The following is a 24,354-nucleotide window of genomic DNA, read 5'->3' on the forward strand; positions in this document are numbered from 1 at the left end:
GTTTGATGTAGTGCCCGTTTTGGTGCCGCACCTGCCCACACAGTCACCAGCGCCGTCTGGTCGTAGTGGCGAACCGGCTTATCGCACATTCATTGTTCACCAGAGCAACTGCTGTACTCTATACCGTCGCTGAATACGGGTAAAAGTGGTGGCCTTTCAGGCCCGCGCAGACCAAGAGAATAAAAATATGACACCAGGTCAACATAACGATAACGCTGTCCCTAATGGCGAATTTACCACTCTCGATGGAGAACGTTATTACGCGATCTATGACGTAGACCATATGGCTCCGTTTCTGATCAGCCTTGCCTCTGATAGCGATCACTGGATGTTTGTCGCCTCAAATGGAGGTTTGACAGCGGGCCGTATCTCGCCAGAAACAGCGTTATTTCCATATATCACGGTTGATAATATCTACGACAGCACTGCAAAAACCGGCTGTAAAACGCTGTTGAGAGTGGTTAATGAAGGGACGACACAGCTTTGGGAACCATTCAACACAGAAAAAGGCTCGGATTACGCAATTCGTCGTAATCTGTATCGAAACCAACTCGGCAATAAACTGGTGTTTGAGGAGATCAACAACGACCTTTCGCTATGTTTTCGCTATACCTGGGCTACCAGCGAGCGCTTTGGCTTTGTGCGTAGCTGTACCCTGCATAATACGGGGGCAACATCCACCGATGTTGAGGTGCTCGATGGCATACAGAACATTCTGCCAGCGGGCACGCCTCGTCATACACAGACTGATTCCAGCTATCTTGTAGATGCCTACAAGCTCAGCCAGCTCGATGCCGCCACCGGCCTGGCCTTTTATACGCTTTTTTCCGGTATCAGCGACCGCGCTGAGCCCAAGGAGTCACTGCGGGCCAATACGGTATTTTTCCTCGGCAGCGAACAGCCTCGTATTTTACTTTGCGCAACGCAAGTTCAGCAGTTTAAGCGAGGTCAGCCGATTAGCACGGAGCCGGCCATCCGCGGTATCCGCGGCGCTTACCTGGCACACTTCAAACTTGATCTTCTTAGCGACGGTGCGAGCCACTGGCAGTTTGTGATCGGCTCAGAGTCTAGCCAGGCAGAGTGCTCCCAGCTGCGTAATGAGTTAGTTGACCCGGATTCACTTGCAAATTTAGTGGCGCGGGACGTAGCCACAGGCTCTGATAGCCTGGCAAAAATTATGGCATCGGCTGATGCCTACCAGTGCACCTCTGAAGAAATAGTGACCACACACCATTACGCTAACGTTCTCTACAATGTCTTCCGGGGAGGCATACCCGACGAGCAGTACCAGGTGTCTGCCAAGCACCTGCAAGGGCACGTACGGCACTTTAATGCCCAGGTTTACCAGCAAAACCGGTCCTTTCTTGAGCGGCTCCCACAAAACATCGACGTTGGTGAGCTGTTGGAGTGCGTGAGCGCCCTGAACCAACCGCAATTGATGCGTCTGACGATGGAGTACCTGCCTATTACCTTTGGCAGGCGACACGGCGACCCCAGCCGGCCCTGGAACCTGTTTGAGATCCGCTTGCGCGATGAGCAGGGCGAACGGTTGCTTACTTATCAGGGCAATTGGCGAGACATTTTCCAGAATTGGGAAGCGCTGTTGTTCAGTTATCCTGCATTCACAGAAAATGTTATCGCCAAGTTTGTTAACGCCTCCACGGTGGATGGGTTCAATCCCTATCGGATGACCAGCGCGGGCATAGATTGGGAAGTAGAGGACCCGGAGGATCCCTGGAGCTACATTGGCTACTGGGGCGACCACCAGATTATTTACCTGCTGAAACTGCTGGAATTGTCGCGCAACTTTCATCCCGATCGTCTCAATGAGCTGCTCAACAAGCCCTTGTTCAGCTATGCCAATGTGCCTTACCGCATCAAGCCCTATGCGGATTTGCTGGCCGACCCCAAAAGTACTGTAGTTTTTGATGCCGATCTGGCGCGCACAATCGAGTCCCGAGTAGAAACGATGGGCGCAGACGGTAAGTTGGTGTTGGATGCATCCGGGCAGGTGTACCAGGTCACGCTGCTCGAAAAGCTATTGGTTACGCTGCTCACAAAAGTTAGCAACCTGGTGATTGACGGTGGCATATGGCTGAACACGCAGAGGCCAGAATGGAATGACGCCAACAACGCACTGGTGGGTAATGGGCTCTCCATGGTCACCCTGTATTATCTCCGTCGCTACCTGCTGTTCATGCAAGACATCACTGCGCAACAATCGTCCGATGTCACGGTGTCGAACGAGGTGGCAGACTGGTTGCAGGGCGCTGTTGCTGTGCTGCAGGACACCGCTGAATCGGCGTTTTCGTCCGCGGATCGGCAGCAGATGCTGACTCGCATGGGCGAGGCCTATGGCGACTATCGCTTGAAGGTCTACGAGCAGGAGGGCTTTTCTGGTGCGCGCGGGGTTTCTCCGCACACCATGGACGAGTTGCTGCAGCGGTCACTTCAGGTCGTAGACCGCAGTATCAGGAACAACTTGCGCGAAGATGGCCTTTATCATGCCTACAACCTACTAGACCAGCGCCAGGGCGATATTCAGTTCGAGCATCTCTACCCCATGTTGGAAGGGCAGGTGGCCGTTCTGAGTTCTGGTGCCCTGGATCCCGTCGAGGTGATTGACGTCCTGAACCGGCTTTACGACAGCGCCATGTATACCGCCCGGGAAGACTCGTTTCTCCTCTACCCCGACAGGGAAGTAGACGGTTTTCTGGACAAGAATTTGTTTCCTAGAGAAGACGCGCAGGCTGCTGCCCTGTTGGAAACGATGCTCACGAGCGGCGACTATCGTATTGCAGAACCGGATGGTGAAGCGTCACTGCGTTTCAGTCCAAGGCTGGTCAACATCAACGCGCTTGATGAGTTGCTGGATGACCTGGAGGCCGACTACCCACAACAAGTGCCAGCAAGTCGTGAGAGCATCAGGGAGCTTTACGAGAGGGTGTTCCACCATCGGGCGTTTACCGGTCGTTCGGGGGGTATGTTCGCCTTTGAGGGCTTGGGCAGCATTTACTGGCATATGATTTCCAAGCTGATGCTGGCTATTCAGGAAAATTTCTTCAGCGCCTATGACCAACAGTCAGATCCTGCGGCGGTAAAGGCGTTGGGGGATTTGTATTATCGGGTGCGTAAGGGGATAGGTTTTAACAAGGCGCCCGCTGATTATGGTGCCTTCCCGGCGGATCCCTACTCACACACACCAGCGCACCTTGGCGCTCAGCAGCCTGGCATGACAGGGCAGGTGAAGGAAGAGATTCTGACTCGCTTTGGAGAATTGGGGGTGCGCATCTCCGAGGGGAGGGTGCAGTTTGATGTGGCCTTGCTGCGCGAGGTCGAGTTTATTGCACAAGATACCACCTTCCGCTATCTCGATACTGAGGGCGCTTGGCAGGAAATAGCGGTGCCTGCAAGAGGGCTCGCATTTACGTGCTGGCAGGTGCCCGTTGTCTATCGGTTAGTTGATTCAGCAGTATCGTTGACTCTGATCGATGCTGATGACGAGGCGCTGCATTTACAGGAGCTTGAAATTCCCAAGCAGATCGCGAGTGATTTGTTTGCGAGGAATGGGCGCGTAAAACGCATTGAATTGGAGCTCTTACCGAGCATGCTGCTGGCTGCAAGGGATTGATGTAAAGCTGTATCTTTAGTGACGGGATAGCACAGCGTTGCGCTAGCAGTCGGATGCAAAGGCGGGTGATTGGCAGAGAATAAAGCGTTGAGCGCGCCGCGCTAATGTGAACGCCCCTAGTGTTATCAACAGTAGGGGCGTTTCGATCCTGCCTATTTAGCCTTCCGAAACAATCTTGAAGCTAACATTGTCGTAAATTATCCCGGTGGGATCATAGTTTGTAGCCGTATTGGCGAATCCAAACTGCAATAACATGCCCGCCATTTCACTGGTCAATGTAATCTCAATGCTGCGAGTTTCCCACGTGGTGCCCAGCGTGCCGGTGTCTGTAGTGACAGGAGGTTCTGTTGGTTGATAGCTGTTCTCCGGGTCCAATACCTTGGCAAAAGCAATAGCCTGAGAAGCGGCGGTCAGGGCGCCCTCGCCAGGTAGCTTTGCATCAAAGGTGAAGACATAAGTGCCAGCGGCCTCAGCGCCTAAGCGGTACTCCTGATAGACGTTTACCTCTACAAATTGACCTCTTTCGTGCTGTAACTGGCCGTTGTACTCGCTGTCATAATTGCTAAAAACGTTGAGTTGTCGCAAGAACTGATCAGTACCGCCTTCGTTCAGCGTCAATGCACTGATATTTCCGCTGTTGGGAGCTCCCCCCTCGACCGCATAGCCCCCTACATAGGTGGAGCCGTCGGCTTCAAATATATTAACGTACGACACCCAGTTGTCCCCGAGGGCCTCGCTGGTGATGTCATTGCATTCGAAACCAGAGCTGTAGTCCACGTCAGGTCCTGTGGAACGGAATACCGGGGTCAAGAAGGTTACATCTTCTCTTTCCAAAAAAACCGCGAGAGTGCTGTCTTCGAGTGGGGCAGTGTAGAGCCGAGCCGCCGGGTTGGTAGAGCATCCGTAGAAATGGAGTGAAGCCTGTTTCCAGCGCACAAAGTCGTAGCCCTCGTCCGCGACAGCAACAAAGGTTTCGTCAAAAAGAAAATCGACCACGGGAATGTCTTCGCATTCAGTATCGCTTTGACAGGTCGGGAAGTTGCCGGACTGAATTTCAACGACGCCGCCTGGGGCAGTATTGACTCGTATGAAGCAGCCAGAAAGAAGCGAAACAGCAGTGGCAACCGCCAGAAGACGAAATAGAAGTGTGTTCATAGGAGTGATCCTCGAGTGCAATGGCGCGGATGATAACAAAATGAAACGGTTTTGCTTTAAGTTTTACGACGAGATTCCGCACAAAACGCTGAAAGGGACTTGGGGTGCGGTAAGTCGGCTTCTTTTTTAGTACGTTACCTTGTATGGAGCTTCGGCTACAGCTGTGTTCATTTTTTGCCGAGGGCAATTACGCTTTGATTTAAGGGGAAGGAGTCAGTGCTGCGCGTCTATGAGGCGCGCTAAGTTTGTCTCTCCCGGCTGTGGCGAGGGATAATCCATCTTATCCCATCTATAGCCCTTTATGTCGCTTTTAACTTACAACGATGAGGGTTTTATAGGATAAGTTATCGTGAGAATAGTCAACAGTTCGACAGCGGAGATAATAAATGTACAAACTGTTCAAGAGATTGCAGCACGGGCTTGTGCTGCCGGCACTCACGGCCTTGATCGTCGGCTGTGGCGGCGGTGGGGGAGGCGCGGAGTCGCCAAAGAGCCCTCCGTTTTATCCCGAACCGGAAGACGAATGGACCATGGTCTGGAGTGACGAGTTCGATGGCAGCAGCCTGGATTTGTCTAACTGGGACATCCAGAAAGGTGACGGTTCAGATTACGGCATTCCCGGTTGGGGCAACAACGAGCTCCAGTGGTATCAGGCAGAGAATATTTCCGTTGTCGATGGCCTGATGACAATCTCGGCTCGTACCGAAAACGTCGGCGGGTATCCATACACGTCCGCTCGGATTCGCACGTTTGAAAAGTTTGATTTTACCTACGGACGCATCGAAGCCCGTATCCAGGCCGCCCCCGGGCAAGGCCTATGGTCAGCGTTCTGGATGCTGCCCACGAACTCTCCCTACACCACTTGGGCCGCTCAGGGAGAAGTGGACATCATGGAAGTGGTCAACCCTGCGACTGAAAATGAGAGGACCTTTGCCACTGTCCATTACGGTTTCCCCTGGCCGCTCAATCAAGCGGCAGGTGGCGCCCCAATTCCCGCAGACGACCCATCGGGTGAATTTAACGAATACGCAGTCGAGTGGTCTAACAACGAGCTGCGTTGGTATGTAAACGGTGAGCACTATCAAACCGTTACCAAGGACACCTGGTACAGCTATTACTATGCCGACCAGCAAACGGGTTATGTGAACGGTGCTGGCGCTGCGCCCTTTGATGTCGATTTCCATATTTTGTTGAACCTCGCCGTGGGAGGCAACTTGCCCGGGGCACCGGATGCAGGATCGATTCCCTCAGACATGGTGATTGATTATGTGCGTGTCTTCAGCTGCAGCTACGATCAGGACGATGGAGTTGGCTGTAACTCAAACGCGGATCGCACTCTGCCGACCCCTGACGCTCAAGAGCCCTTCGAGGACAGTTTCGATCTGTATACGGATGCCGCTGGAACTATTCCGGGCAGGGATGGCAGCGAACGTGAGCTGGCCGTTAATTCTTTCTGGAATAATGAAGGCTCTCTGGTATTTTCCGAGGTGAGCTCCGGTGATGCCGATCGCGGTACTGTGATCGATGTTCAAACCAGCAATTCCGGCAACATCTCTATCAATCCGGTCGATGAAGATGCGGTCGAGCTATACGGCATGGGCAACAATCCCAATTTTTGGGAACTGCATGCCGCTGAGCTGAAGTTTGATATTTATGTAGACAGTGCGAGCACTGATTCCGCCAGCTCTCTGCTGATCAAGATGGATAGTGGTTACCCCGCTGTGGGCTTCGTCGACCTGAAGGTCGCAGATCTTCCCAGTGATCAGTGGACCACTATCAGCGTAAAGCTGAATGACATCATCGCCAGCCGCGCTGAAGGTCTCAACCCGATTAATACCAAGAAAATTGTTAGCCTGTTCGTATTCGAGCCGACCAGCTCAGCCCATGTCCAGCTGGACAATATTGAGCTGGCATGTGGTCACCCCACCGGCTGTGGCATCCGTGCGCCGGGCGATGATGGTGGCTTGCCACCCGATGGTGGCCCGCCCAAGTGGGAAGGCACCTGGAGAATCCGTGCTGAAGCCGGCTCCCTGAGAGTTGGACCGGAGCCAGGTGATGGTTCCTGGTGGGCAATTGATGATGCAGGTGTTGTCGATCGCGCTTGTTACTACAACGATGACTACATTTTTGGTACCGATGGATCTTTCCAGAACGTACTTGGTGAAGATACGTGGTTGGAACCCTGGCAGGGCGTTGACGCCGAACAGTGTGGTGCACCGGTATTCCCGCACGATGGTTTGACTGACGACGCTACCTGGTCTTACGACGAGGGCGCAGGCACCCTTACAATTGATGGCTACGGAGCTTACGCAGGTCTGCCCAAGGCCGTGAATGGCGGCGAACTGCCAGCAGTGGCGATTCCCACCTCGGTGACCTATAACGCCGTATTCGGCGACAGCGTGAGCGCTACGCTCTCGATTGAGTCGGGTGATGGCGTCTGGTGGACCTTCGAGCTGATCAAAACCGAGAATGTAGAACCGCCCGAGGGAGATCCTGAACTTGCGGGCACTTGGCGCGTGGCCCTGGAAGAGGGCGCGCTGGGAGTAGGTCCTGAGCCGGGCGATGGCTCCTGGTGGGCAATTGATGAAGCCGGTCTGGTCGCCAGGGAGTGTTACTTCGATGACGACTATGTCTTCGGCACTGACGGTACGTTCCAGAACGTGCTCGGTGACGACACCTGGTTGGAGCCCTGGCAGGGCGTTGACGCTGAACAGTGTGGGACACCGGAGTTCCCCCACGACGGTATGAACGACGCCACCTGGTCCTATGATGAGGGTGACGGTACGCTCACGCTCGACGGGTTCGGTGCCTACCTGGGTCTGCCCAAGGCAGTGAATGATGGCGAACTGCCCGCGGTGCCCGTCCCGACCTCGGTCACGTATACCGTCACCTTTGAAGACAACAATACACTGTTGGTCAATATAGAAGCTGGTGATGGCGTCTGGTGGAGCTACAAGTTAGTGAAGGTCGGTGATGCACCAGAGCCGCCGCCGATACAGGGTACCTGGGCAGTCGCCTCTGAGGCGGGTTCACTGGCAGTCGGTCCCGAGCCCGGAGATGGTTCCTGGTGGGCTATCGATGACGCCGGCCTCACTGCCCGCGCGTGCTACTTTGATGATGCTTATGCCTTCAACGGCGATGGAACGTTTAACAACATTCTGGGAGATGACACCTGGTTGGAGCCATGGCAAGGCGTTGATGCCGAGCAATGTGGCGAGCCTGTATTCCCCCATGATGGTGTGACGGATACCACCTGGTCCTATGATGAAGGCGCCGGCACCCTGACCCTGGATGGGTTTGGGTCTTACCTCGGACTGCCCAAGGCAGTGAACGATGGTGAGTTGCCTGCGGTGTCTGTGCCCACATCAATCACTTACAACATCGTATTCGAAGATAACAATCGAACTATGATCGTGAGTATTGAAGCGGGAGACGGAGTCTTCTGGACCTACAAACTGGTGAAAAACTAGGTGCTGACTAAACAGTTTGCGACGGGCTTATAGCCGGTCGCACACTGCGGCATAATGAGCGCTTTTTTGCACCACGCAGGAAAGCGCTTTTTTTTGCCTGTCTAATGGGTGACGAGAACGACTGTGTTTAAAACAGGGTATAAATAAACGGCGCAATGGCTGAGCCCTGGGTTAGTACGATCAGCATTCCAAGAACTAACAGGATCAGTATGATCGGCGCTAACCACAACTTCTTACGCTGCTTCAGAAAGGCCCATAAGTCTTTGATAAGTTCGAGTATCAAACTACTTGCTCCGAGTATTGCTAAACCGCGGTTCAGTATTCCATTGCGCCTCGATGAGTTGCTATTCAAGGTCGGGATCGGAGTATGATACCTGCTTTGGGCAGACTATACTTCTGCGAAGCACTGCGTCACCTGCAAGCCTTTCAGGAAACTCTTGCATAACATGAATATCCTCGCTATTTCCGCCTACTATCACGATAGTGCCGCTGTGCTATTGTGTGATGGAGAAATTATTGCGGCGGCGCAGGAAGAGCGGTTTAGCCGCAAGAAGCACGACGCTCAATTTCCAGCCCTGGCATTGCAGTATTGCCTGGAGGAGGGCAATGTAAGTTTCGACGCAATCGATTACGTCGCGTTTTATGATAAACCACTGCTTAAGTTCGAAAGGTTGTTGGAAACATACCTGGCTTATGCTCCTGTTGGTTTTCGATCATTCCTGACCGCCATGCCAGTTTGGTTGAAAGAAAAACTTTTCCTCAAAGACCTGTTGCGCCGAGAGCTGGCCCAGATTGCCGGCTGCAAGAAAACAGAAGTCCCCCAGCTGTTGTTCGGCGAACATCACGAGTCCCACGCAGCCTCTGCCTTCTATCCATCGCCCTATGACAAGGCCGCGGTGCTATGCATGGATGGTGTTGGCGAATGGGCTACAACTTCGGTGTGGCTCGGAGAAGGCAGCTCGTTGACACCAGTATGGCAAATTGACTTTCCGCACTCACTTGGCCTGCTTTACTCCGCGTTTACTTACTACACTGGCTTCAAAGTAAATTCGGGAGAGTACAAACTCATGGGTCTCGCGCCCTACGGGGTTCCAGAATATGCTGATCTGATTCTTGAGAAGCTGCTGCACTTGAAAGACGACGGCACGTTTCGCATGGACATGCAGTATTTTGATTATGCGAATGGCCTGACCATGACTAATAGGCGTTTTGATACGCTTTTTGGTGGCCCGCCCAGACAACCGGAGGCACCGCTAACGCAGCGCGAAATGAATATGGCCGCCTCAATTCAGGCAGTGACCGAGGCAGTCGTGCTGAAACTGGCAAGTACGGTGCATCGTGAGATGGATGTCGATTATCTTTGCCTGGCTGGAGGTGTAGCCCTCAATAGTGTGGCCAACGGGCGCTTGCTGCGGGAGGGGCCGTTTAAAGATATATGGGTGCAGCCGGCCTCTGGCGATGCGGGGGGTGCGCTGGGGGTGGCTTATTCTGCATGGCACAACTATCTGAAAAACCCCAGAACGTCCCAGTCTGGCGACAGCATGCGTGGCGGCTACCTGGGCCCGGCGTTTTCTGACACCGATATTCGGTCCTATCTGGATTCTGTGGGCGCGCAATACAGGCAGCTCAGTGATGAAGGGTTGTATAGCCAGGTCGCGCAGATGCTCACCCAGGATAAAGTAGTGGGTTGGTTTCAGGGGCGAATGGAGTTCGGGCCCCGTGCCCTTGGAGGTCGCTCAATTCTTGGTGACCCCCGCAGTAAGACCATGCAGTCTGTTATGAATCAGAAAATAAAGTACAGGGAGTCTTTCAGGCCCTTTGCGCCATCCGTAATGGCAGAAAAAGCGTCGGACTACTTTGAATTGGATCGCCCCAGTCCCTATATGTTGCTGGTTGCAGGGCTGCAAAAAAATAAACGTATTGCAATTTCAGGAGATCAGGAGCAAATGTTTGGCATTGAAAAGTTGCATGTCGCGAGGTCTGAAATACCTGCGGTCACTCATGTCGATTACTCTGCTCGGGTACAAACGGTGCATCAGGAAACCAATCCTGGTTATTGGGCATTACTGCATGAATTTGAAAAAATCACGAATTGTCCAGTGTTGGTTAATACGTCTTTTAACGTCCGCGGTGAACCCATCGTGTGCACACCCGAGGATGCCTATCGATGCTTTATGCGCACAGAAATGGATTATCTGGCGTTAGGAAACTTTGTCCTCGCGAAGGGAGATCAACCTGATTGGGCTAATGATGACGACTGGCAAAATCAGTTTGAGTTGGACTAGTGCTTATGAATAACTCACCGATTGAAGAGCTGGACCGCAGAGGCTATCGGAATTTCGCGCTGACCTTCGGAACCATTTTGGTCATCCTGTTTGGATTGTTTTTTCCATGGCTTCTGGCGCTACGTTTTCCAGTCTGGCCCTGGCTGTTTTTGCTCGGCCTGGGACTTTGGGGTGCGTTGGTGCCAATGACGCTGCGGCCTTTTTATCGCATCTGGATGAAATTTGGTCTGCTGTTGAGTAAGGTCACAACGCCTTTGATCCTGGGGGTTGTTTACTACGGAGTGATTACTCCGACAGGGCTGATTGCACGTCTGTTTCGCAGTGACCCATTAAACCGAAATTGTGAACAAGAATGCAGCAGCTACCGAGTTGAGTCGCAGCCAAAGCCAAACGATCACATGGAGAATCCGTTTTAGTGCAGTGGAATTACTATCCGTTTGCAGGCGGCTGTTTGCGAGCCCTTCTGGGTTGCATATCTTTCCAGGTTTTTGCCTGTGACTGATCGCCTGCCAGTCGCATAATCTGCGACATTTTGGCATAAAGCGTCGGATACTCCTGCACTCGACCTGACCCTACTACCCCTTTGCCATACCGCTGGGCCTGGGCCGCGTAACGCTTAACATCGCTGGCGCTGCCGGATTGATCCGAGTACCGAATTAGGGTGGCATAGGCCTGCAGCACGTAGTGAATTTGTTCCTGATAGTCCTCGGTAACACCTTCGAGGTAATTCGTAGCGCTCTCGGCGTCGCCCAGTTTGAAGTAGACCAGACCCAACCACCCTCTGAGTTGCGCTATAAGCGCATCATCACCGCGCGCATTGCCCAGCGCGGCTTCGAGGTAGGTCAACTCCTCTTGATATTGTCCGTCCTTATGCAGCATTTTCGCCAGCATAATCTGGCTGTCGCGGTGGTGGGGGTATTCGATATACAGTAACTTCAGCTGTTCTGATGCGCCCTGTTGGTCACCCACATGTTCGAGCAGGTGCGCCAGTTCGTAGCGAAGGCGCCAGTCGCCCTTGCCGCTGCGAAGTACTGCTTGCCTGCGTTCAATTTGATCTGCAATCGACCCCAACTGTGCCTCTGACTGCCGTTTTCTATCGTCAATAAACTGCATCAAAGCGGCCTGGTTGCTTTGGCCTGTAAAGGGCGGCGCCTTCACCATGTTAACCACACGGTCCATGACTTTGAGCGTCATATTGCTGGGATAGCCAATCCTGCTGGCGACCACTGCTTGTCCGGGGAGACGATAACCGTTTACGCCCATATCTTTGAGAATGGCGCGAGAAAATTCGCGGGCTAGCACGTAGTCGCCGCTAAAGTCGTAGTGCACGTGTTCAAGAAACAGGTTCCATCCTGGTTGTCCCGGACGGCTCTGTGTCGCGAAAGCTGCGTCGTTGTCGACCAAGGTGAGCGGGCTTTGGTCAAACTCCGACGCGACATCTCGAACAATTGAGTTAATGCGAGAGTCAGCCCTGAATCTCAAGCTATCAAGATCCCGGGCTTTCTGCAGATGTATGGCACTTTGCCCATAATCTTCCATGGCCTCATAGGCAATCGCCAACTGAAATTGTGTTTCAGCGTAGTTAGGGTCGATGGACGCTGCCGTGTTTAGGCGCGATATTGCCGCTGGCCAGTTCCGCTCAAGCATACTGTCGTTGGCCAGGCTCAGTGCTGATTCCCATTGGGTGATTTTTTCAGCTGGCAGATCAGTTTTCTGTGCGGATAAAAATGGCGCAGAGTGGCGCAGGTTGACAGGAACAGTCGAAACAATGACGTGGGCCCCCTTGTCCTGAAGAGTTGCAACAATGTCGATAAGATTACGTCGGTAGTGGCTGTAAACGGTTTCCAGGCGAGGGTCGTTCAACGCGACACTTTCACTAGTAAACATCTGCATGCCTTTCCACTTCAGTTCCTGCTTGTGATCGCGTTCGCCAGTGCCCGCAGCAAGGTCGGTCATGGCCTGACCGATACTGGATCTTTTGATCGCTTGCAGCGACCGTATCATTTTCAGACTCGACAGAAAGTTCTGGTTAAAGGTGCCGGGACCGTAGGGGCCAATAACCTCATTGTTTCCCATAAGCACGATAGCGAAATCCGCAGAGCCCTTTGGAATTGACCGCGCGGTTTCGTACACCACGTGCGAATTGATAGCCGTCATGGCTGTGTTGATGACCTCAATTGGACGGGATGGAAGCGCCTGCTTCAGCATAGCTTCCAGATGTCTGCTAAACCCGTGGGCAGGATTGGGAAATCCCCTGGCGGCGGATCCGCCCAGAACAAAGACGCGAACCGTACCGTCGTCGGGCTGGACACTAAATGTATTCTCCAGCGGAGTAATGTTCAGAGAAGCGGGGTAAAACTGCTCTATAAAAACCGGGTTGTCCTGATAATAGGATTGGCCGTTGACTTGTATTTCGGCAAAGTAATCAAAGTTTTTGTCATACCCAAAGAGCTTTAACCCCTGCTCCAGTGCAAGGAAAAAAAGCGCGGGTATCACCAGGACAGCAATTAGCCCGAAAAAGAACGTTTTTACCCGCGACATCAGCGATGTTGTCTCAGGCCTGGGGCTGCGCTTATTCACATTAGCTAGCCGACGGCCTTGCAATAGTGGGCCACGAAATCTGCGTGTGAGGGCAGCTGGGAAACCAGGCTCTTCGCGTTGTTCTCGATGGTCTGCAGGAAAGATTTGAGCTCAACGTCGCTCATCATATCCACGATAGGATGATATTGCTCAGGTGTTATTCCCTGCCCCATCATTACTTGTACCCATGAGTTCTCTGCAAACACATCATCCTGCGGTTTAAACACTCTGCCGGTTTCCCTGAACAGATCGATTCGATGCTGCAAGCTGTCTGGAATTGACATCTCCCGGCAATAGTTCCAAAAATCCGTGTCGTCGCGCTCCGTCACATGATAGTGCAAAATTATAAAATCGCGGATGCAATCAGCTTCCCGCCGCAATTTTTCGTTGTATTCGTTCACTACCGACTTAGTGATTCCCTGAAACGGAAACATCAATAGCAGCCACATTATTCCATTCTGAATGAGATGAATGCTGGTCGATTCAAGTGGCTCAATGAATCCACTGGAAAGACCCAGAGCGATGCAGTTCTTGTTCCAGTATTGCTTTCGTTGGCCAGTGCGAAATTTAATGGGGCGCGGTTTGGTAATAGGTGCACCCTCAACATTGTCTAACAATATTTGTTCTGCTTTATCGTCCGACAGGTATTTCGAGCTATATACAAATCCGTTGCCCACTCGATGCTGGAGCGGTATGCGCCATTGCCAGCCTGAGCAGCGGGCAATAGACCGCGTATACGGAACTGCCTCGCCGACGGATTCTGTTTGCACTGCCAGTGCGCTGTCACAGGGTAGCCAGTGAGACCAGTCATCGAATCCACTCTCCAAGGCCTGCTCTATAAGCAATGCTCTGAATCCCGTGCAGTCAATGAAGAGGTCACCCTCAACAACTTGACCCGATTCCAGTCTCAAACTCTGGATATAACCGTCATCGGTATTGCATTGCACATCGCTGATCTTGCCTTCTATTCTTCGCACACCATGTTGTTCAGCAATTTTGCGAAGAAAGCGACCATAAAGCCCAGCGTCGAGATGATAGGCATAATTCAGTTTTTTCTGTGACTGGATAGCGAACTTGGACTGTTCTGCGGCTTTAAGCTCGGGACAATATTCACCGTAATCGCTGCTAATGCCCCGTTCCATGCCTTTGAGCCAAAAGTGATGAAAGCCTGCTGCCCAGCAGCCCTGTCCGGTGTCACCGAAAGAGTGAATGTAACGATGACCTTGCTTTCGCCAGTTTTCAAACTCTATCCCAAGCTTGAAAGTGCCTTGTGTGGCCTGTAAAAATTCGGGCTCGGGAATTTGTAGCAGCCGGTTTATGGTTAAAATGGTGGGTATGGTGGCTTCGCCCACACCGACGGTTGGAATGTCATCTGACTCAACCAGGGCGATGTCCAGTTGTTTACCGATCAGCTTGGAGAGGGCAGCAGCGGCCATCCAGCCTGCAGTTCCACCTCCGGCTATCACTACGCGTTTAATACTCTTGTTTTGCAATTGCAGCGACCTCTACCTTATTGAGTCATTTACTGTTTTAAGTGATTGAGCAGCTCTGCTCGTAATCTGCGCGCCATAACTTCATCAATGTTTCCCAGCCTTCCCTTTGCATGCTCAGCGATGTGGTCTGTCCCACCTTCAGGTGGCTCGAACACATGCTGGTTGAACATTGATTGCCAGGCTTGTCGTTGGGCTAGAGGAAGTTCCTTAATTGCCAACATGGCGTGGTTAAGGGCGTCCGCCGGGGAACCGAGATATGCGGGTTCTCTACTCCACCAGTAATTAACCAGAACGTTGATGGCATCAAGGGCCTCCACGTGATGCCACCACATGCTGGGCAGGAAGATAGCGTCACCCGGCTCGAGCTCGGCGACCTGTGATGCAGCCAGCGCCTCACTGAATTTTGGATACTTTTGCAAATCAGGTGCTGAAAAATCGACCATGCTGATCTGCTGGCCTGCCGGTGTCAGATCATGCGGCCCGGTATAAAGATTGGCTACTTGTTCAGGTGGAAATACAGTGAAGCGTCTTCTTCCCAGAACACAGCAAGCAATATTATTGGGCGAATCGAAATGCGCTGCCACCCGGCTTTTATTGCCTATCCAAATACTGGTGAGGGGTTTGTGGGTGTCAAGATTCAGGTCGTTGTCTTGCCTGAAACCGCTGAGCCAGGTATCTATCGCAGTAGAGCCAACATAGAATGCCGGCGATTTTTCCTGATGTTCAAATTCGATTAGCTTGTTAAAGACATCGCCCAGACTCGCTTCCATCTGCACGAAATTAAAGCCGGTCATGTCGTCATTGTAAAAAAATCGGCCTTCAATTTCTGCGGTGCCCAGAAACAGTGAGACGGGCTTGCCCCGATAGTATTCTCGCAGGCGGTCCAGCACTGCACCGGGCCCTTGTGCTGCTGTTCGCACGATAGGCCAATCAGATACAAGTCCGCGCAAGATTAGCGGCTTTGCAGCGGTCAGCACTTCCTCGGGCAGATCCGTTGGATTGCAGCCGTAGATTTCTTCGATAGCGTTGATTGTTTCTGGCACCATGATTTCTTCAGTTTGATGTAGGCGTGTACTACACGCTGGCCTTATCGTTACGCAGTCTTATAAGCTTACCCAACTGTGATTGCGACGCCGCCATCATGAAGGCGGGCAGCAGGAAGCCGCTGTTTTTTAGCTCCTCCAGGGCGTCACTACTGAGCGTTTGGAGCTTTTCATCATCCAGGGTATAGAATCCTTGCAGCTGGTTTTTAGATTGATCATTTAACGTGATGTCCAAGGTAATTGACTCCACCAGGTCCAGCTTCACTAACAGAGCCATAAAGGCTTTATTATCTTCATTCCCCGAGTGAATGGCCTCAAGCATGTCAGCCATGGTTTCAAGGAAAGGGCTTTTGCCGCCCTGTGGCAGAAATAAAGCCTCTCCCTCTGACTCGCTGACCCGCGGATGATTCATGTCAATGGTCAACACTCGCTGAGCTTCGGTGGCAGGATTTGGCTTTTGGAAGCCAATGAGAAACGGCGGGCGCCTGATCATAATTGGAATGTAGGAGTTATTCCAGCAGTCGCCTTCCAGGAACAGGTTTTCCCCTTGTGCAAAACCAAAAACGGCGACGGGGTAGAACTCACCATTATCAGGATCTTTGTAGATCAGTATGGGGTAGCAGGCCTGAACGCTTCTCATCTCTGAGGGGAATGTCATCGTAAACATCACGTCATCCCCATATTGGGCGCCGCGGGCAGTAATGACCCGGGTTGCCTGATGATCGATATTATTAACGAGTTGGTAGTTGGGCATACGGAGTTCCGATTGAGAGGGTGGCGTCAGATATGGCCAAATCCCTGGTGTTTAACTTGGTCTGTCAAGTCGCGGTTGGTGGGCAGGTTAGTCAGTAACTTCCCGGCCATACTGTCATTGGATGCGAATATTTGCCTGGCGCGCTGTTGATCCGACTCGTCGCTACGCTTGCGCGCGGTCATTGGCTGGCTTGGGTACTCCATACCGTAGAGCACGTATTGATAGCTTGCCGATGGGAACATTTGATCGACATGCGTTTCATCACAATACCATGGGCTGCGGGTGCGCCACAGCTTAAGTTGCGCGGCCAGATCGCTTGGAATTGACTCATCAGACCGGTTGTCCAGCCAATATTGCGAGTCGTTGCGACGGGAAAGCACATAGTGCAATTTCAAAAATCCAATGATCTGTTGCCACCGGGTGGCGAACTTGTCATTAAATTTTTCTGCAACGATATCCATGACCTGCCGATCTGCGGGCATCTGCTCAGCAATCATTCGGGCGCTCAATTCTATCAGCACCAATGCGGACGCCTCTAAAGGTTCTACAAAGCCGGCAGACAAGCCTATCGCCACGCAGTTCTTATGCCAGAATTTTTGGCGATATCCTGGGTTGATGTCAATAGTTCTGGGGGCGAGCTCTTCGAATGGAACCCCAGCGCTATTACCCACATAGGCTTTAAGCTCATCCATGGCTTGCTGTTCGTCGATGTATTTGCTGGAGAAAACGTAGCCTGTCCCTCTTCTGGAGGGCAGTCCTATATCCCAGATCCAGCCTGCGCTGCGCGCGGTGGACAGTGTAGCTGACGCAATAGGGGCGCTTTCATCAGCGTAGGGCACCTGAACGGCGATAGCGCGGTCATTGAACAGAACATCTTTTTTACCGATCAGTGGTATAGAGTAGTGTCGGCCTATTAACAGTGAAGCAAACCCGGTGCAATCTATAAACAGGTCGCCATTAATCTGCCCATGGGCTTTGCCCTGCAAAGACGCAATATCTCCATTGGGCGCGCTATGGATCTTTTCAACGTGGTCAATGACATGAGTAACCCCTAGTTTTTCTACCGCGTGTTTGCGGAGCAAGCGCGCAAACTTTATAGCGTCTAGATGATAGCCATAATTGAGGGAACCGGCGTAATCGGGAGCGCTGATCTGCTTGGGGGCTTTGTAACTTTCACACACGCGTAACTGGGGGCAAACAGCATTGGCAAAGCTCACCTTATCCCGATGTGGGGCCCAGAAATCGGCGAGATTGATTTCCTGGTAACCCTCAGGGAGGGAAAAGGGGTGATAGTAGCTCTCATTCCCACCTTCCAGCCAGCTGGTAAATTTTGAACCCTGCTTGAAAGACGCATCACATTCGCGGAAAAATTCCGTCTCTGAGATACCTATTTTTTGGAGTGTGGTGCGCATGGAAGGCCAGGTGCCTTCGCCAACTCCGATGGACTTTGTTTCTGCAGACTCGATCAGGGTGACTGATATACCACCGGGCCCAGATTTGAACTCTGCCGCGAGAGTGGCGGCAGTTAACCACCCAGCCGAGCCGCCACCGACCACGACGACCTTCTCAATACGATTTACCATGGGGATAAAGATTTCACTCCAAAGCGCAGGGCCGACAAGACTCTTGGAGTTGACGCGGCCCTGCCGAGCAGTTTAACCAATCTCCCTAAGTATATGAAGCCGCTATATAGCGGCTTCATAGGGTCATCTTATCAGTGCGCTATTTTACACCATCAAGCTAGTAGGTGTATCTGAAGCCCACCGTATATCGCGGGCCAGACTGGGTTGCTGAGTTAAGCTGGCGCTCGCTTCTTGCGTAGGCACGGGTGGTTTCATCAGTGATATTGATGCCTTCGACAAAAACAGTAAATGCATCGGTCACTGCGTAGCTCGCGTTGGCATCCCACTGCTCATATTCTGCAGTATAGCTGGGCTGGCTTACACCTCCGGTGAAGAAGTCGTCGCGCCAGTTGTAGGCCACTCGCACTTGGATGCCGTACTTGTCGTAATAGCCGATAAAGTTTCGAGTATCACTCAAGCCTGGCAGGGCAAACTGAGGATCGTTTGATGAATTATCAAAAGTCGCATTACCATCAACGAAGGTTGCGTTGGCGATGAAGCCAAACCCTGTCTCTGCAAAGTCCTGCTGCCAGGCTATTTCCCAACCATCGATATCCGCTTCTCTCTCGGAGTTAATCTTGGTGTCTACATCAAAATAGGCAGGATCATCGCGGCCAGGCACGCCACTAATCGTTTGGGTTGCCACGTTAACGCCGTCGGCACCGGAGTTATTGGTGAAAATATAATCTCGGATGTCCGCGTTGGAAGCTGTGAGCCCCAGCGCTGCAGTCGCCTGATCGTATAAAGGTCCCAGGGCGGGGTGCGCCAGTTCCGGGAACAGCACAACATCGAACTGCTCAGCATCGGTGACGAAGTTCTTAACCGATTTTTCAAAGTAACCGATCGAAACATAGCTCAAGTCGCCGTAATACCATTCTGCAGAAAAGTCCCAGTTCTCGCTTTCATGAGGCTGCAGTCCGGGGTTGCCCACGGTACCGTCTGCCGTGTGTTCGCCGCCAACGACCCGCAGCACTTCGCCAATCGACAAGTTGCCTTTCAAGTCGCCAAAACCCGCTCTGGCGATGGTTTCACTGTAAGAGGCTCGAACTTTGATGTTATCTGTCAACTCGATGTCGAAATCGAGACTTGGCAACGTCACATCATAGGAGTCTTCCAGGGATGACGGGATTAGCGTGGTGGAAGGTATCGCTGAAAACTCATTGGTAGATGCCCAATCGATCCTCGTATAGTTGGTGGACTCTGCGCTGGCGGTGACATCGGTCTCCTCATAGCGCAGGCCAAATCGAACGTTAAAAGCCCGATCAAATACGTTGCCCATATGATTCACTTGAACGAACGCTGACATGGTCTCCTCGTTCAGGCGATTACCAAAGCCAGCGTCGCTATCGGCACAGAACCCGGTGCCACAGTCGCCGCCCGCGAGAGCGGTTGCCAGGTGCCATGAATCATTTTCGGGAAGATTCTGCAGAAGCTCGGCTCGCTGCGCGACAGCTTTCATATCAAATAGGAAAAAATTGTTGTCAATACTGCTGCCGCCACCCAGTTCGTCAAAAACACCTTTGAGCGAGGCCGGTACGACCAAATCAGCGACAGTACCGTAAGCTGACGCCTGATTTTGCCCCCAGCTATTGCGCTGTACGTTGCTGCCTGCCTCAAAGTTGTCCAGGTCTGTCAGAGAAACTCCAAAGTCGATATTGGTTCGCTCTGTGAATTCGAAATTACCGCCAAACTGAGTCTGTTCAATGTCCATTTCAGCCCAGCTGTTGCCGAAGACACTACCGGTTATCTGCATGTCATCGGGGCTTAGAGGGTCGTTTACATCAATGGTGGTCACAGGAATTTCGGTGCTGTAATCGGTGGACGCGCCCCGGCGCTCGTAGCTGGCGATAGTGATCACCGCGTTGCTGCCGAAACGGCTATTGGGCGATCTCTCTGCCGTGGAGTCGTGATAATCCAGCGCCAGAGTCAAACGATCGGTAACATCCCAAACCAGGTTAAAACCAAGCGATTCGCGCTCATTCTTTGACGCGTCGACGCCACCACCCATAGGCAGGTCAACCTGATCGTCAAATTCGGTGTAAACCAGCGGGGATACTATCGGTCCGTCACTCCAGGTGCCTGATTGGCCAGTAGGGCTGAACCAAATCGACATATCGTTGAAACGGTGGTCAAGTTCCAGTTCGGCGTAGTTGTAGTCCAGCGTCGCTGTAACCGCCTCGACGGGGCTCCACTGGAGGGTTATTTGACCGTTGATACGCTCTCGTTCCCATTCTTCTACCCGGTAAATCATTTGCTGGGGCAGTGCCACAAGGTCGGTGTCATTAGGGCGGTTTGTCTGCAGTCCATTGTCGGGTATTGCCGAGCCGTCCTTCTCAAACCATGCGGTATTAGATCCGCCCGCCTGCCCGGAATGACGCTCTTGGTAGCTGCCGGAGATAGAGACACCGACAGTGTCGTCCAGGAACGTCTGGCTCCATATGCCGGAAACTTCGGGAGTATAGTCGTCGCCTTCAACGGTCGAAGTGTCGTGAACTGCTTTTACCCCAAGGCTTGCGACTAACCCGGGTCTTTCCAGCGGGCGAGGGGTTTTGATGTTGATGGTTGCGCCAATGCCACCAGTAGCAATGCTGGCCCGGCTTGTTTTGTATACTTCAACCGAGGATACGCTCTCTGAGGCAATGTCAGCGAAGTCAAAGCCGCGGCCCGTGCCGCCGTGGGTGGGCATTTGGCGTCCGTTGAGTGTTATGAGGTTAAAATCCGAACCAAAGCCCCGTACTGTGACCTTTGAGCCCTCGCCACGCTGGCGATCAATAGAAACACCGGTTATGCGCTGTAGCGACTCGGCCAGGTTGGTGTCAGGGAATTTACCGATGTCTTCTGCGGTAATAGCATCAACCACACCAAAAGAGTCTCGCTTGGTGTCTACCGCTGCTGCCAGGCTCTGCCTGATGCCGGTGACAATAACTTCTTCCATTACCGGCTGTGGCTCACTCGGAGCCTGTGCCTGTGCTTGTTCCGGTTCCTGTGCGTACAGTGGTAACGATGCCGCTGTACCCAGAGCCAGAGATACCGCGCAGGCCATCCGTTGCTTGACGAAACTATTTGCTCGCATGAAAGGTGCTTCCTCGTGATCGAATTTTATTAGGCTACTTTGAGCAGAGCATCGCATACCGGGCAATCGAACAAAACTTGATTGCGGTAAGGCGGATTTGACCTGCGGCGAAGTGGATGTAAAAGGCAAATACTCGTGGTCCGTGAGCAAATCTTGCAGTCGTTGCTAGTTGTGTAAGTCCTTATTGGCTTTAATCAGTCAATTCCAGGGTTCCGAATAGGCCAGCATCAATCCATCCGCGGTCCTTGTGGTCGCCGGCAGCGTGCTCTGAGCCAATAAAGTGTTCCCTTAGTTCACTGCGGTCGTTGTCACAATAGGCAAGCATAAAACCCATGACTTTGCCCACTTTCAGTTCGACCGGCTGGTTGTCGTCAGCGTTATCACGATATTTGTCGTTGTAGATATCGACGGCGATCTCCCAAACAACCTTGTCTCCTTGCTGGCGCCACTGGCTGCGAGTGTGATGAGTGTACTCTTGTGCCATCTTGTTGGATCCAATATCGATGGCCCGGTTGTCCAGTGACATGTGGTAAGCGAAGGCATTGTGATTGTACTGGTGGTCACCACCTGAGTGATCTTCATCAATAAAGATCTCCAGACAGTCGTCATCCCAGTACTGAGTCAGAGGGTCGCGGTGAAAGTCGACCAGTACATCGTCGGTGAACTCGACAAGCACATAAAGTTTCTGCTCGGTCCAGGTGACTTTATAGCGCCCGTTGAAGTCTGTTGGCTCTAACGGTCCCCCCAGCCAGATGTTGTTGAGAGGGCGCCATTGGGCGCTCTCCCATGCGACATCATTACTGCTTCCATCGATGGACGGAGCGACGTTCGCAAAACGTGCGAGGTAGTGGCTGCGATCCGCGTCATGACTGGCTGCTAGCGGTTGCTCCTGAGCTGTAGCAAAGCTCACAGTTGTCATTAGCAATAACTGAAGGGCGCGAATCATAGGCAAGTATTTCTTCATTGTTATGGTATTGGCGCTGCAGACGCCGGAAAGTAAAAAGTATGTTCCTGACCGATAACAGAGGCAAGCTATTGCGCCCAGCGGGACTTTCAGTGCGATAAAACGGATGCTATTACTAACATCGAGGCGCAAAGGCTGTAAAATATTGGGTTCGAATGAAAAGTATCTGACGGAGCCTTTGATGGCCACTGTTATGTTAGACGCATTGCACCTAATGACGGGGTATTTCTGTTGTGATTAGGCCGCTGGTAGCAGCCCTGCATGCAGATCGCGAAGCACGTTTCTGGTTCTGCCAGTTGATTGGCTGGCTAGGCTGGTCAGTCGGTACGTTTCTTACCATTACCCTTGTCGATGGCAATGTTGATTGGATTAATGTCGGCCATATCGCAATGTCGGCCGTGCTGGGCGTATTGGCTACTTCGCCGTTGCGACCTATCTATCAATTCACCTTTGAATCAGGTCTGGGTACACGGTTATCGGTAGCAGCGATATCGGTCATAATTTTTAGTGGCCTCTGGACGGTTTTGCGTATACAGGTATTTGCCTGGTTTATGGGTGAGCCGCCACTCTGGAAAGAAGCTAACTATTGGTATTTTGGATCGCTGTTTGTTTTCCTCAGTTGGACTGTTCTCTATTACGGCATCAAGTACTACGACATGCTGACAACCGAGCACCAGAAATTAGTGGAAGAGGTGGCGGATAAACGGGCTGAGCAAATGCTTCGTTTTCGTGCCGAGGCAGACGCTCATGAAGCCCAGATGCGCATGCTCCATTACCAGCTGGCGCCACATTTTTTGTTCAACACACTCAATGCCATAAACGCACTGGTCAGATTAGGTGAGGTTGCCCGTGCTCAGGAAATGATTCAGTTACTGGGAGACTTTCTCAGGCACGCCCTGAAGCAGGACGCGGTAGAGAGCGTGACTCTGGATTATGAAATGGAATCATTGATGCTCTACCTGAACATAGAAAAGGCCAGATTTGAGGACAGGCTATCTCTGCGGTTAGATATTGATCCGGCGTCGTTGAACGCCAGGGTGCCAGCGCTGCTGCTACAGCCAATTATTGAAAATGCTATGAAGTATGCAGTTTCCGAGTGCGAAGATGGTGGTGAACTGTCCATAGTGTCTCGGGTACAGGAAGAGCAGTTGTATCTCGAGGTTACCGATACCGGACCCGGTATGGAGATGGATTCAGCAGAGGACAGCAGAGGCATTGGTTTGCGCAATGTCAAAGAACGACTGGAGGCGCTGTATGGAGAAAACCAAAAATTTAAGCTTGGTGCTAACGACCCCACCGGCTTAACCGTCAGTATTTTGATTCCCCTCATCTTTGCTGACGACGGGCTGGCTGGCGCGCAAGCTGAGGAGGCTGTCTTTGCGCAAGCTTAGAACCGTTGTGGTTGACGATGAGCCATTAGCGAGGCGCTTGATGCGCTCTATGTTGAGCGAGCTTGATAACGTTGAACTGGTGGCGGAATGTCGCAACGGAAGAGAGGCGATTGCCGCCGTTCAGGGTCTGGCGCCGGATCTGCTCTTGCTTGATATAAAAATGCCCGGAATGACGGGTTTCGATGTGGTCAGGGAATTGCAGGCAGACATTATGCCAATGGTGATCTTCTGTACAGCCTACCAGCGCTATGCCCTGGATGCCTTCGACCTGCACGCGGTGGATTATCTGCTCAAGCCGGTTGATGAAGTTCGCTTAGAGCGAGCGGTGGCTCGTGCCTGGCAGCGAGCAGAGCCGGACGAAGAGACTCAGAATAAGTCACCGCTGATAGGGGCCATTGACGAGATAGCGCATAAAGTCGCCAGCCGTGGTGCAAGCCATCGTGTTCCCCAGGTGCCCCACGAAAGCATTAATGATGGCGGTAAATTGGCGATCAAGGATCACGACGGCACCATCCTGGTGGGTATTGATGATATTGAATGGATCGATGCTGCCGGTGACTACATGTGCATTCATGTTGGTAGTGAAACTCATATCATGCGCAGTACCCTTAAAAGCCTGATGTCGCGATTTGACCCGGAGAAGTTCAAGCGTATTCATCGTTCCACTATTGTGAATCTGGACCGGATCGTCAAAGCAACGCCGTTACAAAAGGGCGAGTACATGCTTGATCTGGACTGTGGTGAGAAGCTTAAAGTCAGTCGCAATTACCGCCAGGAAGTTAAACTTTTTTTGGATGCTAATTGATTAGATGTTTCAGCGTAATGCGACTTTTTTAATTTCCGAGTGCTGGTTCGTCCTATTTGTACTGGTGGGGTTTGGTATGGGTTACTAT

Annotated in this window: 15 protein-coding genes; 6 read left to right on the plus strand and 9 right to left on the minus strand. The window is 52.2% G+C overall.

Annotated elements, in window-relative coordinates; genetic code table 11:
- Window positions 1–187: 187 nt before the first annotated feature.
- Entirely contained in the window at window positions 188–3,631 is a 3,444-nt protein-coding gene (locus EYC87_RS00170) for a hypothetical protein (protein WP_279251066.1), read from the plus strand.
- 156 nt (window positions 3,632–3,787) lie between these two features.
- Here EYC87_RS00170 and EYC87_RS00175 read toward each other — a convergent pair whose 3' ends face one another.
- Window positions 3,788–4,786, minus strand: a complete 999-nt coding sequence (locus tag EYC87_RS00175; RefSeq protein ID WP_279251067.1) for a hypothetical protein — start codon at window positions 4,784–4,786, stop codon at window positions 3,788–3,790.
- Between the two features lie 386 nt (window positions 4,787–5,172).
- Between EYC87_RS00175 and EYC87_RS00180 the strand changes: the two genes are divergently transcribed.
- A complete protein-coding gene (locus EYC87_RS00180; protein ID WP_279251068.1) occupies window positions 5,173–8,256 on the plus strand; it encodes a glycoside hydrolase family 16 protein in 3,084 nt (1,027 codons plus the stop codon).
- Between the two features lie 127 nt (window positions 8,257–8,383).
- Here the strand turns inward: EYC87_RS00180 and EYC87_RS00185 are convergent, their stop codons facing one another.
- Window positions 8,384–8,608 carry a DUF5989 family protein gene (locus tag EYC87_RS00185; RefSeq protein ID WP_341474962.1) on the minus strand — a complete coding sequence of 75 codons (225 nt, stop codon included), beginning with the start codon at window positions 8,606–8,608 and terminating at the stop codon, window positions 8,384–8,386.
- Window positions 8,609–8,702: 94 nt separating this feature from the next.
- On the opposite strand from EYC87_RS00185, the gene EYC87_RS00190 reads away from it, so the two are divergent.
- The gene (locus tag EYC87_RS00190) at window positions 8,703–10,541 is read left to right on the plus strand and encodes a carbamoyltransferase family protein (RefSeq protein WP_279251069.1); all 1,839 of its coding nucleotides are present in this window, start codon (window positions 8,703–8,705) and stop codon (window positions 10,539–10,541) included.
- A 5-nt stretch (window positions 10,542–10,546) separates the two neighbouring features.
- On the plus strand, window positions 10,547–10,957 hold the full coding sequence (locus tag EYC87_RS00195; RefSeq protein WP_279251070.1) for an SxtJ family membrane protein: 411 nt from the start codon (window positions 10,547–10,549) through the stop codon (window positions 10,955–10,957).
- A 13-nt stretch (window positions 10,958–10,970) separates the two neighbouring features.
- On the opposite strand, the gene EYC87_RS00200 is transcribed toward EYC87_RS00195, so the two are convergent.
- The 7 genes from EYC87_RS00200 to EYC87_RS00230 all read right to left on the minus strand — a co-directional run bounded on the left by EYC87_RS00200 (window position 10,971) and on the right by EYC87_RS00230 (window position 22,052).
- Complete coding sequence (locus EYC87_RS00200; RefSeq protein ID WP_279251071.1) at window positions 10,971–13,121, minus strand: tetratricopeptide repeat protein; 2,151 nt, start codon at window positions 13,119–13,121, stop codon at window positions 10,971–10,973.
- A gap of 5 nt (window positions 13,122–13,126) precedes the next feature.
- A complete protein-coding gene (locus tag EYC87_RS00205) occupies window positions 13,127–14,614 on the minus strand; it encodes a tryptophan halogenase family protein (protein ID WP_279251072.1) in 1,488 nt (495 codons plus the stop codon).
- Window positions 14,615–14,643: 29 nt separating this feature from the next.
- A complete protein-coding gene (locus EYC87_RS00210; protein ID WP_279251073.1) occupies window positions 14,644–15,660 on the minus strand; it encodes a cupin-like domain-containing protein in 1,017 nt (338 codons plus the stop codon).
- A 28-nt stretch (window positions 15,661–15,688) separates the two neighbouring features.
- On the minus strand, window positions 15,689–16,411 hold the full coding sequence (locus EYC87_RS00215; RefSeq protein ID WP_279251074.1) for a SapC family protein: 723 nt from the start codon (window positions 16,409–16,411) through the stop codon (window positions 15,689–15,691).
- Window positions 16,412–16,437: 26 nt separating this feature from the next.
- Complete coding sequence (locus EYC87_RS00220) at window positions 16,438–17,994, minus strand: tryptophan halogenase family protein (RefSeq protein WP_279251075.1); 1,557 nt, start codon at window positions 17,992–17,994, stop codon at window positions 16,438–16,440.
- A 157-nt stretch (window positions 17,995–18,151) separates the two neighbouring features.
- Complete coding sequence (locus EYC87_RS00225; protein ID WP_040541744.1) at window positions 18,152–21,106, minus strand: TonB-dependent receptor; 2,955 nt, start codon at window positions 21,104–21,106, stop codon at window positions 18,152–18,154.
- A 190-nt stretch (window positions 21,107–21,296) separates the two neighbouring features.
- A complete protein-coding gene (locus EYC87_RS00230) occupies window positions 21,297–22,052 on the minus strand; it encodes a sugar-binding protein (RefSeq protein ID WP_279251076.1) in 756 nt (251 codons plus the stop codon).
- 251 nt (window positions 22,053–22,303) lie between these two features.
- On the opposite strand from EYC87_RS00230, the gene EYC87_RS00235 reads away from it, so the two are divergent.
- Both EYC87_RS00235 and EYC87_RS00240 read left to right on the plus strand, forming a co-directional pair.
- Entirely contained in the window at window positions 22,304–23,461 is a 1,158-nt protein-coding gene (locus EYC87_RS00235; protein WP_279251077.1) for a sensor histidine kinase, read from the plus strand.
- Window positions 23,448–24,266, plus strand: coding sequence for a LytR/AlgR family response regulator transcription factor (locus EYC87_RS00240; RefSeq protein ID WP_279251078.1), 819 nt, complete (start codon window positions 23,448–23,450; stop codon window positions 24,264–24,266). Before EYC87_RS00235 ends, EYC87_RS00240 begins: the two co-directional genes overlap by 14 nt.
- Window positions 24,267–24,354: the final 88 nt, after the last annotated feature.

It is taken from the genome of Candidatus Seongchinamella marina (assembly GCF_026262685.1).
Classification (GTDB): Bacteria; Pseudomonadota; Gammaproteobacteria; order Pseudomonadales; family Halieaceae; genus Halioglobus; species Halioglobus marinus.

What these genes read in the sequence shown, in the direction of transcription:
- EYC87_RS00170 (WP_279251066.1), top strand. Translation starts at nt 188, where the DNA reads ATGACACCAGGTCAACATAACGATAACGCTGTCCCTAATGGCGAATTT.
- EYC87_RS00210 (WP_279251073.1), bottom strand. Translation starts at nt 15,660, where the DNA reads ATGGTGCCAGAAACAATCAACGCTATCGAAGAAATCTACGGCTGCAAT.
- EYC87_RS00225 (WP_040541744.1), bottom strand. Translation starts at nt 21,106, where the DNA reads ATGCGAGCAAATAGTTTCGTCAAGCAACGGATGGCCTGCGCGGTATCT.
- EYC87_RS00180 (WP_279251068.1), top strand. Translation starts at nt 5,173, where the DNA reads ATGTACAAACTGTTCAAGAGATTGCAGCACGGGCTTGTGCTGCCGGCA.
- EYC87_RS00230 (WP_279251076.1), bottom strand. Translation starts at nt 22,052, where the DNA reads ATGATTCGCGCCCTTCAGTTATTGCTAATGACAACTGTGAGCTTTGCT.
- EYC87_RS00195 (WP_279251070.1), top strand. Translation starts at nt 10,547, where the DNA reads ATGAATAACTCACCGATTGAAGAGCTGGACCGCAGAGGCTATCGGAAT.
- EYC87_RS00215 (WP_279251074.1), bottom strand. Translation starts at nt 16,411, where the DNA reads ATGCCCAACTACCAACTCGTTAATAATATCGATCATCAGGCAACCCGG.
- EYC87_RS00190 (WP_279251069.1), top strand. Translation starts at nt 8,703, where the DNA reads ATGAATATCCTCGCTATTTCCGCCTACTATCACGATAGTGCCGCTGTG.
- EYC87_RS00220 (WP_279251075.1), bottom strand. Translation starts at nt 17,994, where the DNA reads ATGGTAAATCGTATTGAGAAGGTCGTCGTGGTCGGTGGCGGCTCGGCT.
- EYC87_RS00175 (WP_279251067.1), bottom strand. Translation starts at nt 4,786, where the DNA reads ATGAACACACTTCTATTTCGTCTTCTGGCGGTTGCCACTGCTGTTTCG.